The sequence below is a fragment of the Lignipirellula cremea genome, assembly GCF_056501455.1.
Genome location: NZ_CM151415.1, coordinates 2,771,662 through 2,788,145 on the forward strand (window position 1 = coordinate 2,771,662; position 16,484 = coordinate 2,788,145).

Annotated in this window: 12 protein-coding genes and 1 tRNA gene; 5 read left to right on the forward strand and 8 right to left on the reverse strand. The window is 63.2% G+C overall.

The window, feature by feature from the left end; all coding sequences use genetic code 11:
* Positions 1 to 8: 8 nt before the first annotated feature.
* Both SH602x_RS10890 and SH602x_RS10895 read right to left on the reverse strand, forming a co-directional pair.
* Positions 9 to 1,358 (reverse strand): hypothetical protein, encoded by a 1,350-nt coding sequence (locus SH602x_RS10890; protein ID WP_479476815.1) that lies wholly within the window; start codon positions 1,356 to 1,358, stop codon positions 9 to 11.
* A 141-nt stretch (positions 1,359 to 1,499) separates the two neighbouring features.
* Positions 1,500 to 2,243 carry a TraR/DksA family transcriptional regulator gene (locus SH602x_RS10895; RefSeq protein WP_479476816.1) on the reverse strand — a complete coding sequence of 248 codons (744 nt, stop codon included), beginning with the start codon at positions 2,241 to 2,243 and terminating at the stop codon, positions 1,500 to 1,502.
* Positions 2,244 to 2,544: 301 nt separating this feature from the next.
* Here SH602x_RS10895 and SH602x_RS10900 point away from each other — a divergent pair, with 301 nt between their 5' ends.
* Together SH602x_RS10900 and SH602x_RS10905 are read left to right on the forward strand one after the other, a co-directional pair.
* The gene (locus tag SH602x_RS10900) at positions 2,545 to 3,582 is read left to right on the forward strand and encodes a cytochrome-c peroxidase (RefSeq protein WP_479476817.1); all 1,038 of its coding nucleotides are present in this window, start codon (positions 2,545 to 2,547) and stop codon (positions 3,580 to 3,582) included.
* 74 nt (positions 3,583 to 3,656) lie between these two features.
* Positions 3,657 to 4,697, forward strand: coding sequence for a ScyD/ScyE family protein (locus tag SH602x_RS10905; protein WP_479476818.1), 1,041 nt, complete (start codon positions 3,657 to 3,659; stop codon positions 4,695 to 4,697).
* Between the two features lie 161 nt (positions 4,698 to 4,858).
* On the opposite strand, the gene SH602x_RS10910 is transcribed toward SH602x_RS10905, so the two are convergent.
* Entirely contained in the window at positions 4,859 to 5,404 is a 546-nt protein-coding gene (locus SH602x_RS10910) for an FHA domain-containing protein (RefSeq protein WP_479476819.1), read from the reverse strand.
* Positions 5,405 to 5,636: 232 nt separating this feature from the next.
* Between SH602x_RS10910 and SH602x_RS10915 the strand changes: the two genes are divergently transcribed.
* Positions 5,637 to 5,709: transfer RNA gene (locus SH602x_RS10915), tRNA-Gly, on the forward strand.
* A gap of 440 nt (positions 5,710 to 6,149) precedes the next feature.
* Positions 6,150 to 7,613: a trigger factor gene (tig, locus tag SH602x_RS10920; RefSeq protein ID WP_479476820.1), complete on the forward strand. Its 1,464-nt coding sequence runs from the start codon at positions 6,150 to 6,152 to the stop codon at positions 7,611 to 7,613.
* 100 nt (positions 7,614 to 7,713) lie between these two features.
* Here tig and SH602x_RS10925 read toward each other — a convergent pair whose 3' ends face one another.
* The 5 genes from SH602x_RS10925 to SH602x_RS10945 form a co-directional block, all read right to left on the reverse strand.
* On the reverse strand, positions 7,714 to 8,097 hold the full coding sequence (locus SH602x_RS10925) for a hypothetical protein (protein WP_479476821.1): 384 nt from the start codon (positions 8,095 to 8,097) through the stop codon (positions 7,714 to 7,716).
* Positions 8,098 to 8,178: 81 nt separating this feature from the next.
* On the reverse strand, positions 8,179 to 9,096 hold the full coding sequence (locus SH602x_RS10930; protein ID WP_479476822.1) for a DUF1559 family PulG-like putative transporter: 918 nt from the start codon (positions 9,094 to 9,096) through the stop codon (positions 8,179 to 8,181).
* A 169-nt stretch (positions 9,097 to 9,265) separates the two neighbouring features.
* Complete coding sequence (locus tag SH602x_RS10935; RefSeq protein WP_479476823.1) at positions 9,266 to 10,201, reverse strand: class I SAM-dependent methyltransferase; 936 nt, start codon at positions 10,199 to 10,201, stop codon at positions 9,266 to 9,268.
* 255 nt (positions 10,202 to 10,456) lie between these two features.
* A complete protein-coding gene (locus SH602x_RS10940; RefSeq protein ID WP_479476824.1) occupies positions 10,457 to 11,833 on the reverse strand; it encodes an alkaline phosphatase family protein in 1,377 nt (458 codons plus the stop codon).
* A 96-nt stretch (positions 11,834 to 11,929) separates the two neighbouring features.
* Complete coding sequence (locus SH602x_RS10945) at positions 11,930 to 13,360, reverse strand: sulfatase (RefSeq protein WP_479476825.1); 1,431 nt, start codon at positions 13,358 to 13,360, stop codon at positions 11,930 to 11,932.
* Between the two features lie 333 nt (positions 13,361 to 13,693).
* On the opposite strand from SH602x_RS10945, the gene SH602x_RS10950 reads away from it, so the two are divergent.
* Positions 13,694 to 16,483, forward strand: a complete 2,790-nt coding sequence (locus SH602x_RS10950) for an HD domain-containing protein (RefSeq protein ID WP_479476826.1) — start codon at positions 13,694 to 13,696, stop codon at positions 16,481 to 16,483.
* The last annotated feature ends 1 nt before the right edge of the window (position 16,484 follow it).

Here is a 16,484-nt window from a genome sequence, read left to right on the forward strand (position 1 = left end):
CGAGGCTGCTACGGCAGCGGGATGTTCTTCAGTTCGAACGGCAGTTCGCGCCTCACGATCGAGGCGGGGGTGCGGTAGAAGAACTTCGCCCCCTGCGGACCCTTCTCCAGGTCGAAGTAGTAGGCGAGCCCGACGAGGTTCGTGTCCTGCCGCGTCGCCTCGAACGTGAGGGGTTCGAGCTTCGTGCCGTCGGCGGTCTCGATCCAGACCTTGTTTTCGTAGATCCAGCCCTGGTGCGATTCGAGGGCGCCGGAGGCTTCGTCGAATTCGACGCGGATGCGGACCTGGTAGAGCTCCTGATTTTTGCGAACCTGTTCGAGCACGACCTTCACGCCGGCACGCGTCTTCTCCGCCGCACGCGCCTCGGCCAGATCTTCGAACTCGAACTGTTCGACACGACCAGGCAGAGTCGCGATCAGCGTGCCGCGGAGCGTCGCGATCGATTCGACCGATCGGGGGGGCAACTGCATCGGCACGTCCAGGTCGATCGTGGAGACGCCGGAAAGAGCGGGCGCGCCGAGCACGCCTTCGCGGGAGAAGGAGAGTTCCTCGCCGTCTTCGCTCGTGGCGGACATGCGGTCGAGCGGTAGCGAGATCGAGATCGGCTTGAGCCGCGGCTCCCACGCGATCTGGATCGTGGTCCGAAGATTGTCGGCGCCCGGCGCGACGAGGTTTCGCGCCGACTGCACGCGGATCGCCTGGACGCGGAAGATTCCGGCGTACGCCCGGATCGGCGCCAGGTCGCTGGCCTCCTCGAGGACCTGCAGCGAAAGCTCGCCCTCGTAGCCACCGAACGGGTTGATGCTCAGGTCGGCCTGTTCGGTTAGGTCATCGAAGGCGACCCAGAACGGGGTCTTATCCCACTCGACGGTCACCTCGCGCGAGGCCGACTCGCCCAGATCGCGAAGCGCGTTGCCCGTCTGCTTCTGAAGTTCCAGCGCCGCCGCCTCGACGGTCATGGTTCCGGAGAGCGTCACCGGCGACGGCTCGACGAAGCGAGCGACCGCCAGCCGTTCAAGGGCCGTCCGGACGCGGCTGAGTCGTTCCTTGATCTCCGCCGACGTCGCGGGGGTGATCTCGGGCAGATAGTCGAGAGCGCCGGGCCCGAGTTCGATCAGCGCTTTTTCCGCGGCGACGCGATCGGCCAGTTGATCCGCGTCCAGCCGGCGAAGCTGCTTGCGTACGTCCTGCTCGACGTCCTGATTCGAAGCCTTCGGATTCGAAGCCGCGTCGGTCGCGGGGGTTCCTTCGGCGGCAGGTTCCTGCGCGGCCGAACGCCGGTCGAAGGATCCCAGCGACAGCAGGGCCGCGCCGACGAGGAGAGCGATTCCGCTCGGGTACAGCGAGGCGATCCGCATGGGGCGACTCCGCGTCGGAGGATGAGGCGACGAACGTCGTTCGTCGCGCGGGCGCCGATCTGGCGGCTCCCGCAGCGATTCTCCGATTATCGCCTCCCCAGCCGCGTCTGTCGAAGAGCGGAGGAGCATTACCGAGCCAGATCACTCCCGCGACCGGCCTCGCTTGTTGGCGGGCGTCCCTCCGACGGCGCCGCCCGCTCGTCCCGACCGTGGATCGTCGTCGCCGGATTCTTCGTAGGCTTCGTCCAGGTCCGATTCGCCGTTCGCGTGCGCGTTCGAGAGCTCGGCGACGTCGGGATCGCCGCGCCCCACGTTGGTGCCGCCGAGTCCGCCGGACGCGGTCCCGCCGCCTGCCGTGCCGGTCGCGTGGCGATCCGACTGTTCGTCGCGGTCGCGGGATCGCCCCGACATTTCCGAGAAGAGGCTCCCTTCGCGGTCGCCTCGCTCGTTCATCGAGCCTTCCGGCTGCAGCGTGTCCTGGGGGCCATGAGGGCGACCGATGTCGACGTTCGGGCGGATATCCACCTCCTTCTTTGCACACTCGATGCAGAAGCGGGCGGCTGGAATCGCGTCGAGTCGCGCCGAAGCGATCGCCTTGCCGCACGATTCGCAGACGCCGAAGGTTCCCGCGTCGATGCGTCGCAGCGCGGCGAGAGCGTCCTGGAGGAGCTTCGTTTCGTTCTCCAGGTAGGTGGCGTTCAGATCGACCAGCATCTCGTCCGTCGCACGGTCGCCGAGATGAAGCGGCGCATGGCTCAGTTCGCCGGCGTTGTCTCCGCCGCTGGCGCCGCAGGCCTCTTCCTCGATCGAGAGGGCGTCCCGCTGGAGTCGACCGGCGATGTCGCGAAGTCGTTCCCGATACTGGTCGAGTTTTCTGGCGTCCATGATGGGTCCTGAGAAGTTGGCGTCGAAGGAGGTTGGCTCTCGATTCCTCGTGCGTATAAAGCAAACGCTGGACCAACGAACCTGCCGTGATGGATCCGCGTTCGCTTACCCCAAGTTACCCCCTCTTTGGCGACGGCCGCTTCGTTAGGGTAGAATCGTCGAACCCGGACATCCCCTGTCTTCTGCATTCCAGGCTCAGGGAACGCCGGTTTCTTCCGCCGTTCGAGCCGCGCGCGATCAGCGATCCGTCGCAGGCGCTTGCACGGCAAGCACGTTCCCGCCTCCACCGCTCCGGTCTGCCATGAAGTCGCGTTTCCATCGCTGCCGCTTCGCCGCTCTCGGCTCGCTCGTCGTCGTTTGTCTCACGATTTCGACCGCGGCGCCCGTCGGCGGACAAGAACCCGCCGCGTTCGCCGCTCCGCTCGGTCTGCCGCCGATCGTGGAGCCGAAGGACAACCGCCTGACGCCCGAGAAGGTCGAGCTCGGCAAGCTGCTCTACTTCGATCCTCGCCTGTCGGAGGATCGCACGATCTCCTGCGCGAGCTGCCACGACCCGGCCAAGGGCTGGTCCAACGGCGAACGCTTCGCGAGCGGCGTACGCGGCCAGAAGGGCGGGCGCAGCTCCCCGACGATTCTGAACTCAGGCTACTTCACGTTCCAGTTCTGGGACGGACGGGCCCTGCATGTCGAGGGGCAGGCGCTCGGTCCGATTCAGAACACGATCGAAATGAACATGAAGCTGGGCGACGTCGTCGCCCGCCTGGCCGAGACCCCTGAGTACAAAGAACGCTTCGCGGCGGTCTTTCCCGACGGCCTGACCGAGCAGAACATCGCCAAGGCGATCGGGGCGTTCGAGCGCACGATCAATTCAGGCAACGCGCCGTACGATCGCTGGAAGGCGGGCGACAAGTCGGCGCTCTCTCCGGAAGCCGAACGCGGCCGCGCGCTCTTCTTCGGCAAGGCGAACTGCTCGGCCTGTCATTCCGGACCCCACTTTTCCGACGGCGCCTTCCACAACATCGGCGTCGGCATGGACGATCCGAACCCCGACCTCGGACGCTTCGTGGTGTCCAAACTCGGCGGCGATACGGGCGCGTTCAAGACGCCGACGCTGCGGGAAATCGCGCGGACCGCGCCCTACATGCACGACGGTCGCTTCGCCACGCTGGAGGAAGCGGTGCAGCACTACAACAAGGGCGGCACGCCGAACGAGTACCTCGACGAAGAGATCTTCGAACTGAACCTGAGCGATCAGGAAGTCGCCGATCTCGTGACGTTCATGAAAGAGGGGCTCGCGAGCCCTGACTACCCGCTGGTCGAGCCGCCGAAGCTTCCGTAGCGAATCGCGAAGCGACGAGACCGGGCCGGTCGACCGACACGAATCCTCGAACTCCGAAACCAGGGAGAGAATTGATGCTGATCCGAAGAATCGCCGTCGCCTGCTGCGCCGGCGTGATTGCTCTGTCGAGCGTCGCGACTGCGCAGGAACCGAAGGTAGAAACCCTGCTCGAGGGGCTCTCCAACCCCACGGGCCTGGCGTTTCAGCCGGAAACGGGAACGCTTTACGTCGCCGACAGCGGCGCGAGCAAGGTCGTCCGCATCGTCGACGGCAAGGCGGAGGACGTCATCGTCAATTTCGGCGAGGACATCTACGGCAAGGGACCCAAGTACGTCATCGGTCCCCTCGGGCTGCACTTCCTCGACAAGAAGACCCTGGTCGTCGGCGGCGGCGGATATCCCGATCAGCAGGACAAACTCTACGTCTTCGAACTGCCCGACGAGCAGACCGAGCCGCTGAAGGCCGATCAGGCGACGGAAACGTACGAACTGGGCCAGGAAGGCGACGTTCCGCCGGAAGGCAACTACTACGCGCTGGCTGCCGACGCTTCGGGCGTCTACGTCACCGCCAACGGCGACGATACCAAGGGCTGGGTGGGCAAGCTCGCGCTCAACGGCTCGAAGCGGGGCCCGTTCACCCGCTTCATCGCGACGAAGGAAGCGGTCCAGGTCGACGCTCCTGTCGGCATCGCCATCAGCCCGCGCGGCGAGATCGTCGTCGGTCAGATGGGCGAGATCAATCTTCCGAACGATTCGCAGCTCAGCTTCTACAACCCGAAGTCGGGCGAGTTGCTGATGAACCTCGCCAGCGGACTGCATGACATCGCGGGCGTCGCCTACAGCCCGAAGGGTCAGCTTTACGCGGTCGACTTCGCGTGGATGGACGCCAGCCAGGGTGGCCTGTTCCAACTGGTCTCCAAGAACGACGGCGGAGAGCAGTCGATCGAACCGAAGAAGATCGCGGCGATCGACAAGCCGACGGCCCTCGCTTTCGGTCCGGACGGCTCGCTGTACGTCACCGCCATCGGCTCGGCCGCTGAAGGCGCCGAGGGAGCGAAGGAAGGCCTCGAAGCCGCCGGCTCCGGCAAGGTCTTCAAGATCGGCCCCGGCCTCTGATCGGACAGCCTTGGATCGCATCGGCATCCCCGCGACGTCGAAGACATCACGAAAAAAGGGGCGCGGCTATTCCTGCCGCGCCCCTTTTTTAATGTGCAGCCGCGATGATCTCGATGCGCAGGCTCAGGCGAACGTAGCGCCGAGGTACGCACGCAGGCGGCTCAGAATCGGGGGCGCCGAGGAGCGAATTTCGGAAGGTTCGGAATCCCCGACGGCGCGGGCGTCGGAACGGCGCCTTCCGATGCGACCGCAGGCGTCGCCTCGGTTCCTTCGTCGACCAGTTCACCTGCCGGGATTTCTTCGTCCGCCGATACGGTGAAGTCCGGCATCGCAGGTCGCGCCGTCGGAGCGTGAACGGTCGCCTCCGTCTCCTCCGGGACGGACGTTTCCGCACGGGCCGCTGCCTTCGCGGCGCCGGCGTCCTGCATCAGGCGAAACGTCACGTCGCCGATGGTCAGAAGTTGCCCGTACGCAAGCGGCGTCGGTTCCTCGATACGACGGTTGTTGACGAACGTGCCGTTGAGCGATTTGAGGTCCTCGACGAACGCCTTGTCGCCCTCTTCGTACAGCCGGCAGTGCGCGCGGCTCACCAATCGATGGAGCAGCGGGAAGGAAGCCTCCTTTCCGCGTCCGATGACGATAGGAAGCGTGACGGCGAATTCGGAAGGTTTCACCTCTCCGCCGACGACGACCAGTTTGATGCGCATGATTCGAACCGTTAGCTGCCGGACCAGGACGGCATGGCGCGGACTCGTGCGAAAACGACGAGATCAGCGCGAAACGTAGGATAGTTCATTCAGCGGTGTATGGACAGCCTTATCGCGGCCTGTTAGGGCGGCGCCCCCCGCATTAGGCGGATCTTAATTTTGCCGGCGCGAACCCGCGTCCGGCCTTGCATGTCCCTCTGGCATCTCTATAATCACTCCGCAATCGAACGACGCGGGTGTAGCTCAGTTGGTAGAGCACCACGTTGCCAACGTGGTTGTCGTGGGTTCGAATCCCATCACCCGCTCTCGCGAGCGATCGTCCTCCAGGCACGTCCCTGGCCGGACGATCGCTTTTTTCGTGCGCGTCGGCAGCGTGGCGTTCGACGACCGTCGAATTCGGTCGCTCCGTTCCCGCCCGGGGCTTACGCGGCGGGGTCTTCCCCCGTTCGCTTTATTCTAAGCTCCTCCGCAGTCCGACTGCGGCAGGTCGCGCGTACTTGCGGGCCCTTTCAGACGCCCCTATAAAACACCGTTTCCCTCCGACCCGCCCCAGCGGACGGAGTTCGCGGCGTCTTCACGCCGTCGCGACGAATCGCACGCCTTCCAGCGCTTCGTTCGTCGTTGTTCGAAAGATCTGTCAGAACGTAGTCAACGAGCGAACTTCGTCGAGCGTATTCGACAATTCGAGCGTTCCGACAAGTTTCAGGACCTTGAAAACGATTCTCTAGAGAATCGCGGAGTCAGTATGGCTGAGGATCAAGAGGTCATCGGCGACGAGCAGGAATCGGAAGCCGTCGCGAAGCTCGGACTGGACGTTCAAGTCGAGAAGAAGAGCGCCTGCGAACGTCACGTCACGGTCACCATCGCGCGGGAAGACGTCGAGCGATATCTCGACGTCCTGCAGAAGGAAATGATCCCGCGCGCCGAGGTGCCCGGGTTCCGTGCCGGAAAGGCTCCCCGCAAGCTGGTTCAGGCCCGCTTCAAGGACGAGATCGTCGGCCAGGCGAAGAGCCGCCTGTTGATGGACAGCCTGCAGCAGATCAACGAAGAGCAGGCGTTCTCGGCGATCAGCGAGCCGAACTTCGACCTCGACGCCGTGATCCTCCCGGATGACGGACCGATGGTGTTCGAGTTCGACCTGGAGGTCCGACCCGACTTCGATCTGCCCTCCTACAAGGGCCTGAAGATCGAGCGCCCGGTCTGGAGCGAAGAAGAAATCGCCAAGCAGACCGATCGCGCCGTGAAGCGTCTGCTCGCGAAGCGAGGCCTGCTGGCGCCGAAGGACGGCTCGCCCGAGATCGGCGACCGGATCCTGGCCGACGTGCGCTTCACCGCCGAGGGGCAGACCCTCTCGACGCTGGAGCGGGCGCGGATCGAAGTTCGTCCAAAGCTCGCTTTCAGCGACGTTCTGGTCGAAGGTTTCGACAAGCTGGTCGCCGACAAGAAGGCGGGCGACGTCGTCACTGCCGACGTGCAGATCAGCCCCGACGCCGAGAACGCCGCCGTTCGCGCCAAGACCGTCACGATGGAACTGACCATCGTGGAAGTCCTGACCGTACAGGTTCCCGAAGAGTCGGCGGAACTGCTCGAATCGCTGGGCGACTACCAGTCGTTCGACGACGTCCGCGCGGCGGTCGAGAGCGAAATCCGCCGCCAGGTCGCCTACTTCCAGCGCCAGAGCGTCCGCCGGCAGATTTCGGCGTCGTTGACGGCATCGGCGGATTGGGAACTGCCGCCCGATCTGCTGCGACGCCAGTTCCGCCGGGAACTGGAACGCGCGGTTCTGGAACTCCGCTCCAGCGGCTTCTCCGAAGAGGAGATCACCAAGCGCGAGAACGAACTGCGTCGCGAGAGCCTGGCTCACACGCAGGCGTCGCTCAAGGAGCACTTCATCCTCGAGCGGATCGCCGAGGAAGAGAAGATCGAGCCGGAAGCGGAGGACTACGATCGCGAGATTGCGACCATCGCCGCCTCCCGCAAGGAATCGGCTCGCCGCCTGCGTGCCCGGCTGGAAAGCCGCGGCATGATGGACGCCCTGCGGAATCAGATCGTCGAAGGTCGCGTGATCGACCTGATCCAGGAGGAAGCGAAGTTCGTCGACCAGTCGCGTGACTTCGAGGAAGACGACACGAGCGCCGTCGCTCACGCCGTCGCCGGCAGCGAGATCCCGACTGCCGAGCATGACGAAGAATCGGAACTGAAGAAGTAGGTTCCGAGATCTATACGGCAGTAACGCGAAAGAGGCAGATCGATTCGATCTGCCTCTTTGTCGTTGGGATTTGCGGAATCGTCGAAGCGTCTCGCTTCTTCTACTTCGATTCGATTTCCAGATCGATGACGTTCGTGCCGGCTTCGACCGTCTTCTTGAGCTCGCTCTCCGCGTTGTAGCGGGGCGGAATCTGCAGCGGCGGGGCTCCGTCGGTTTCGACGCCTGAGAGACGCACGACGTATTCGCCCGGAGGGGCGCCGGTCTTACCGCCCGGATACTGCAGGGCGTACTTTCCGGTGTCGTCGGTCGTGCCGAGCGCGCTTCCGCCGGCGCCCTCCACGGGATAGAACTCGACCTGAATGCCTGGCTTCGGTTGGCCGTCCATTTTGACCGTGCCCGAGACAGTACCCATCGGTTCGCCGCAGCCGACCAGCGAGGTCAGCAGTCCTGCGAACGCCAGTCCGACGAAGAGGCTTCGTCCCATATCGCTTCCTTGAGGAGATCCGACCGATCCGAAAGAAAGCCCGCGGGATCCGCGGGCTTCAGGCAGCGTGCGACGGACGCGTTACGGCAGCGAATACGCTGTGTTGTCGGCTCGGTTCGTCAGGGGCAGCACGATCGAAGTCGGATTGACCGTCTCCGTCAGGAACCGGACCGATCCGTCGCACAGCAGGATGTTGGTGCCGCCCGGGTGCGAGCTGGCCTGTCCCTTGCCCCAGTTCTGCGGCTGACCGGCGGCTCCGAAGTCGAAGTTGATGCGGAACGTGCCGCGGAAGAGGGTCCGGAGCGTGCCGTTGGCTCCGTAACTGTTGTTGGCGCCGGCGCCGACCCACGTGGCCGCCTTGCTCTCGTAGTTGCGCTCTCCCACCATCTGCGTGTTCGAGAGGCCGTCGATGCAGTCGGCGAAGTTGAGGTAGCTGTTTCCGAAGAACATGCCGAGGGAATCGACCGTATTCACGGGGCACTGCGACGTCGTGGAGGGGCAGCCGGCGTAGCCGACGCAGGCGACGTAGTTCGACTTCGCGACGCGGAAGTGATTGGTGCCGCCGAAATTCTCGCTGTTGGCGAGTTTCTGGCTGACGTCCGAGGGGCAGCGATAGCCTTCGATCACCGTCTGCAGCAACGCCTGATCCGCCGCCGGGGCGCCCGCACGGTAGACCTGGTTCAGACGCAGCGTGTCGGCCCGGAGCGTGTCGTACAGCGGCCCCTCTTCCATGAACGGAAGGATCGCGACCGCCCAGCCCCACTCCGGCTGACCGCCGCCGCTGACGAAGATGTACGCCGGCGGCAGCGCCTTGTACGTATCGTGGTAGTTGTGCATGGCGATGCCGATCTGCTTCAAATTGTTGTTGCAGCTCGACCGGTTCGCGGCTTCGCGGGCCGCCTGGACGGCAGGCAGAAGCAGGGCGACCAGCACGCCGATGATCGCGATCACGACCAGAAGTTCGACGAGGGTGAACCCTCGGCTACGAGGAAGGCGCATAGCGAGGCCTTTCGAGGAGAAGAATGAGGAGGTAGCGAAAAGAGCAGTCTCCGCATGGTAGGAATCCCGCATAGCGCATGCAAGCGCGCTATCGACCCATGGGGGCGCCTTTTCCGGAAATCTAGAGGATTCACCCGGAACTTTTTCTGGCCGCCGCGCCCGTGCGGGCCTAGCGCGTTCGCACCATCCAGAAGCTGCCGCCGCAGTTCTCCCGGCAGAGCGGCATCGCGGCGAAGAGCCGCTCGGGGAAGCGTTCCCACAGCAGGTGGACCCACGCGAGGATCCGGAAGGCGGAGTTGAACTGCAGGAACGATCGCAGCACGTACGCCTCGTTCCAGTAGCGCCCCTCGGCGATCCACTCCCGGGGATACTCGAAGGGGTAGAAGATGTCGTGGACGTGGACGATCACCCCCGGCTTCACCGCGGGCAGGATCTCCGCGAACAGGTACTGCGCGTCGCTGCCAGCCTTCACGACGTGCGAGCAGTCGACGAACAGGATGTCGTTCGGTTCCAGCGACGAGAAGAGTTCCAGGCCGACGGTTTCCAGCGGCCGTTCCACGATCCTGATGCGTTCTTCGTCGCCCGGCTTCAGCTTGCTGCGCAGCGAGTCGGCGTAGGGCTCGACGAACGTCAGGTCGATCGCGTTCTCGAAGAAGAGCTCGTTCACGTCGAGCATACAGGCGGAGGAATTGCCCGAGCCGATTTCCACGATCCGTTTCGGCTTCGCCTTCCGCATCATGCCGTACAGGAAAAAGGCGTCCGAGTATTCGAAGAAGCCGTTCCGCAGGCCGAAGCGTCGGCCGTCCTCCGGCTGCGCAGTGAAGGGCTGTTCCGCGTAGTAGCCGGCGAATTCTTCGACGAGCGCGAGTTGCTCGTCGATCGCCAGATCGACGCCCGGGATCTCTTCTAGCGATCGATCGAACAGCCGCGCGGCGTGCTTCTCGATCTCCAGCGGCGACGGGATGGGCGAATAGAAGTGCCCGGGCGGCGCGAACGCCAGCGTCGGTTCGTCAGGCGAGGGGACGACCGGTTCGCTCAGCTTTCGCGCCAGCCGCTCGCCCTGTTCGGCCGCGGCGATCAACCCGCGCAGCCGCTTCCCGTACACGGGGACATGCAGCGCCGCGCCCAGCAGGAGGGAATCGAGTGCGTTCAGAGGAGCGGCCCTGGCAGGCGAACGGAGCGGGGAAAGTTGTCCAGCCGTCGAACTGCTCCACCTTACTCGCCAGACGCCCGGTCGTCCCGGCCGTCGCGCGACGCGGTTCGCCGAAGCCGCTCCGCCTATCGCGATCGGCGGGAAGGTATCGGTCGTAGGGGCGTCGGGCGCCGTTGACGTTCCTTGAGCGCCGGGATCTTCAGCCGGTCACTCCGGGAGGAGAGCCTGCAGCGCGAGATCCCGTACGCGGGTCATCGGCAGGGAACTCCCCCCCGGCGCCGGACCGTCGCCGATCAGCAGGGGGCGATCGTCCGTCGTGGCGAGACCGTGACTTCCCCGGATCAGCGTCGGGTCGACGGGCACCACGTCGAACAGCGTCCGGAAGCCGAGCTTCTTCTGGATCAAGCGGCGGATCGCACGCCCCTTCGGCCACATCAGTTCCGGATCGAACAGCATCTCGCACGGGTCATAGCCCGGCTTGCGATGGATGTCGATCGTCCTCGCGTAATCGGGCTCGCCCGCCCGATCGAGCCAGAACGGGTACGCGAACCAGGCATCGGGCGCCGCGAGCGCGACGAGCTCCCCCGCACGAGAATGGTCGAGTCCGATCTCCGCTCGTTCGTCGCCGGCATAGACTCTCGCCACGCCCGGCAGCGCGGCGACGGACTCGCGCACGCGTTCGACGTTCTCCGTCGCGTAGACGTGGGCGACCTGGTGATCGCAGACGGCGAACGCCTTGCTGTTGAACGTATCGAGCACGTCGCCGAACGGACCGGGCCGGACGGTCAGCAGTCCCGCCTCGCGCAGCGCCCGGTTGATGAGGATGGGCCGCTTCACGTCGACGAGTCCGTACTCGCTCACGACCCAGACGCGCGCGTCCGCTTTCTTCGCGGCGTCAAGCAGCGGCTCGCAAGCCTGGTCAAGCTGTCCGACGAGCCGAGGCATGTCGGCGCCGGACGGTCCGAACCGTTGCGGGTCGTAGTCGAGGTAGGGGAGATAGACCAGCGACAGATCGGGCCGCTCATTCGAAAGAATGTCCGCCGCGCAGCGTGCGATCCATTCGCTGCTCGCGAGGCCGGCGGTCGGTCCCCAGTAGGTGTGGAACGGGAACTTTCCCAGCGAACGCTCGAGTCGTTCGGTCAGTCCCTCCGGCGTGCCCGTGATGCCGAACGCCTTGCTCCCGTCGGCGCCGTAGTAAGGCTTCGGCGTGACGCTGATCTCCGCGTCCGCGCCCTGATTGAATTGCCAGAAGAGCTTCGCGGCACGGAAGGGTTCGCCTCGCTCCGCGGCGAGTCGCTTCGCGGTCGTGTAGAGCGGCTCGGCCTGCAGGAGCCGATTCGACTGCTGCCAGAAGCGGACCTCCATCGTATCGCGATAGAGCCAGCCGTTGCCGACGACGCCGTGCTCCTGCGGCAGCTTGCCCGTGAGCAGAGTCGCCTGGGCGCTGCACGTCACCGCGGGCAGAACCTCTTCCAGGTCGACGGACCAGCCGCGCTGGGCCAGCGCGTTCAAACGGGGCGCGAAGGGGAGCAGCTTCCGCGTCATCCCGACAGTCAGAAGCAGAATAAGAGGTCGACGATTCATGCCCCGTATCTACCACATGCCGCCCGCGCGCGAGAAGAGCCCTGACGGTTCCGACAGGGCTCCTGCGTCGTATCCGATTCGGCGAGAGAGACCACGTCAGTCGTCAGTCTTCGCCCCCTTCTTCCCCTGCCTGCGCTTCTTCGGCGCCGACTGCTGCGGATCGTTCGGCGTGGGCAGCTTGGCCCCGACGTCCGTTCGCCAGGCGGCGAGCTTCGCCTGAAGTTCCGCCGCTTTGGCCGGTTCTTTTTCGGCGAGGTCGGTCTGTTCGCCGAGGTCATGCTTCAGGTCGTACAACTCCCGGCGTCCGTCCTCGAAAAACTCGATCAGCTTCCAGTCGCCGTCGCGAATCGCGCCGACCGGCGTCGTCCGCCAGGTTCCCTTGCCCGCGCCGAGGTACCCCGGGAAGTGCCAGTAGAGGGGCGCCTGCCGCGGCTGCTCGCTCTCCGGATGGACGACTTGCGAGAGCCAGCTTTCCCCGTCGAGGACGTAGCCCTCGGGTTTTGCGACGCCGGCGATCTCGAGCAGCGTCGGGTAGAGATCGACGGAGTTGATCGGAGCGTCGGAGACGCCGGGAGCGATCTTGCCTGGCCAGCGGACGATGTAGGGGACGCGGATGCCTCCCTCGTACAGCATGCCCTTGCCTCCCTTCAGCGGAGCGTTGTCGGTGATCGATCCCCCCTGGATCCCCTCGCGTTCGTAGCCGCCGACGCCGCCGTTATCGCTGGCGAAGATGACGACCGTGTTCGGCGAGAGCGAGAGTTCGTCGAGCAGGGCGACGATCCGCCCGACGCTTTCGTCGACGCTGGCGATCATCGCGGCGTAGGTCGGATCGTGGTGACCGCCGGCGGCCGGCTTGTCCTGGAAGCCTTCGATCAGCTCGGGCTTCGCCTGGAAGGGCGAGTGAACGCCGAAGTGAGGCAGGTAGAGGAAGAAGGGTCCCTCCTGATGCCGGCGGATGAAGTCCTCCGCCTTGTCGGTCAGGAAGTCCGCGAGATAGGCGCCCTCCGGCACGTCGGTCGGCGGATTCGTCTGGAAGTCGAAGTGCTTCCCTTCGGAGACGAGCGCCTCGTCGAAGCCGCGCTTCGACGGATGGTGGTCGCCGTCGTTGCCGAGGTGCCACTTGCCGAACATGCCCGTCGCGTAGCCGGCGTTCTTCAGCGTCTGGGCGATCGTGATCTTGTCCAGCGGCAGCTTCGCGACGTTGTCGACCGGTCGCAGCGGACGGCTGCGCCAGTCGAAGCGGTCGATGCCCCCCACCGTATAGACGCCCGTCCGCGGGCCGTACTGTCCGCTGAGCAGCGCCGCGCGCGTCGGCTGACAGTTCGGACCGCACGTATAGCCGCTCGTCAGCCTGACCCCTTCTGCCGCCAGTCGATCGACATGCGGCGTCCGGTAATACCCGCTGCCGTAACAGGCGAGATCGGTGTAACCAAGATCGTCCGCGAGGATGACGACGATGTTGGGGCGTGCCGGAGCTTCCTCGGCATGAAGAACGCCGTTGACGACGAGCACCGCAGCAAGGCCCATCGCAGTCCGGAGTAGGAGTCGAATCACGGGAGTCCTTACGGAAACCATGGGGAGAGATCACGAGTCGATGGGTCTGGCCAACCCGCGTGCCGACGCTGAAACGCGAGCTTTTAGCCTGTTCGCCGCGGTTGTTTCGGTCATGGGCCGCACGAAGGCAAGCAGTTCTCACGGAAATTCCGTGGCACTTCAAGGGTATCTGGGTGTGACTGCCCCATTGCAAGCCTCGCCGCCGTTCGAGAGACTCGTACTGGCAGTCCTGATTTCATGCGGCAGCGAGTGCCTCGCATACCGTTCGTTTAAAGCAGTTGATGACTCATGCGGATTCCCCCACGATTGGAAGAGGGGCTGAAAACCTCGAAGCTACGCTCTGCGCTTTTGTCGTCGATTGACGCGTTTGAACCTTGGATTAAAGACAACCGGGTCATTTTCTTCCAAGAGTATACGAAGCACGATATTGGACATATCGAAGACGTACTTGCAACTGCAAGTTCACTTGTCGCAGATGACGCTTGGGAAAGCGTTACGCCCGACGATATCGCCGTCCTGATTGCTGCGACGCTGCTTCATGACTGCGGCATGCACCTTACGGAAGACGGCTTCACAGCGCTCGTCCGACCGGACCTCCCGAACAACGTTGTGCAAGGATTCAGCGACCGTCCTTGGCCCGAATTATGGGCTGAGTTCCAAGCCGAAGCCTCGCGATTTGACGATAAGCGACGCGAGCGGATTTTCGGAAAAGAACGTCCCGTCAGTCGCATCGATCTTGATCGAACCGGTTGGACAAGATCCGAGCAGTTCTTAGTCGGGGAATTTCTTCGTCGCCACCATGCGAGGCTCGCTCACGAGATTGCTATTCGCGGCGTCCCCGGGGCGCCAGCTTCGTCCAGGATACAGCGTATAGAACTCCGAGGTTTTGACCCCGATATTGCTGACCTCATCGGCGTGGTAGCGAGGAGCCACGGACTTCCGCTGCGAAGTGCTATGGATTACCTTAGCCGCAATTTCTTTGGCATCCAGGAATATCAGAATATCCACTCTGTCTTCTTGATGACACTCCTTCGCGTCGCGGACTACCTGCAGATTCAGGCCGAACGCGCTCCTAAGCAAACTCTTGCGGTACGAAGTATTCGGAGTCCACTCTCGCAGGGCGAATGGGACGCGCACGGAGCGGTTAAGAACGTCACGAATGCAGCCGCGGACCCTGAGGCTATACAGATCGACGCCTTGCCTACGAGCGTGAAATCCTACCTCCGGGTCAAAGATTGGCTTAGCGGGATTCAGCACGAGCTGGATGCAAGCTGGGCCGTGCTCGGCGAAGCCTACGGCCGCGTCGGCCGACTAGGGAGGCTAGGCTTAGCCATTCGTCGAGTTCGCTCCAATTTGGACGACGAAGCGGCGTTCCGCAAAAGAGTCTCTTATATCCCCCGTAAAGCGGCATTTGTCACGGCAGACGCAGAGCTGCTCAAGCTGCTAATCGGCCCATTGTACAACCATTCTCCAGCGGTTGGCGTCCGCGAGTTAATGCAGAACGCTTGCGATGCAGTACTTGAGTTGCAGGCTTATTGCAGTACGCGGCCGCGGATAACGCCCTGCGTCGTGCAACAAGAAGGGCTAGTAGTCGTCTCGATCGACGAAACCGACGGCAAATGGATGTTGGTCTGTAGCGATCAGGGCATCGGCATGACGGAGGACGTCGTTTGCGATTACTTTCTGAGAGCAGGGGCCTCGTATCGCGACAGCGACGCGTGGAGGAAAGAGTTTGAGAATGATGATCAACAGTCGACCGTGTTAAGGTCCGGGCGATTCGGAGTTGGAGCACTAGCCGCATTCTTGCTAGGAAAATCCATTGAAGTCGAGACGCGCCATGTCGACTCGCCGAAAGGGCTGAGGTTCACTGCGACCGTCGAAGACGAGGCCATTCAACTAACTCGTGTCGACGGTCCTGTGGGAACGATCATTCGCGTGGAACTCGATGACGATGCTGCCCGAGCCCTAGCTGATCTCTCGAAAGCCGACGAGTGGGATTGGTACTGCCGTGACGACATCTCTGTAGTCAGAAAAGTCCAATCTTCCCCACTAATCCAAAGCCTTCACCTGCCGGATGACGTCGAGGCTGACCATACATGGCTTCGCATCCCCTCCAACGACTACTCAGGGGTCCGCTGGACGCCGCAAGGCGGCAATGTCATTTGCAACGGGATCCGGATTCGTACAACCTTCCCTCGAATCGTGGACTGCGGAATTGAGTTCAGAAGGCCGAGCATCGCCTTCGAAGATCCAGATCGCAATCTCCCGCTGAACCTGCAGCGAAATGCGATTTCATGGGGGCAAACTCCTGTATACAAAGACCTTATAGAGTCTGTTTACAAGAATGTCCTTGCAGAATTACTTGTCGAAGGGCCGACTGGACCTCCGTTTGGGCGTTCTGAAGATTGGTATCGAGGTAGTACATATGGCATCGAAGACAGCGAGCCTTATGATCAAGTCCGAGGTCTAAACACCTGGGTCTTTACCAACGATGGGTTTGCGCCGTTTGCGATCTGGCGATCGGAGACGGAGCTCCGTCGGCTTATTTGTGCGCCATCATTCCGGGATAGTCCGCAGCCATTGGATTCGCTCCCCCCCGATGTCGCCTTGGGCCTCTTGCGAGAGCAGTACGAACCGGAGTCGTGGGAAAGCTCCCATTTTCGGGTCCTAGAGCGCTCGATCTGGGACATACAAGACTGGGCTAGTGCGATCCGCGTTCTGTTTAGATCGGACGCCCGTTCGGCGCAGCGCTTCACATCTCAGTATGGCAAATCTGCCCCAACCGCGAAGACTAGCTCTGGATTCTATGAAGTGTGGGTAGGTAACCTCCTCCATCAAGACAATTCCGACGAAAGCCCACTGGTGCAGTTAGAAGCAGATCGTCTCCGAGTGTTGTGTGAGGTATGGATCGAACCGGCCGCGACTCGACAGCCGCACGGTTTCGCTCACTTATGGCGAGGAATAATTCGCCAGCCCTATATACCCTTCGATCGAGAGGAACGACGTCGCCAGCTGCCGCATGCGTTTGACGCATTGGCAGAGTTCGTCGAATTCCATGAGAGAAGATTGAAGAACGCGACGCGATCGAGTCCTTAAT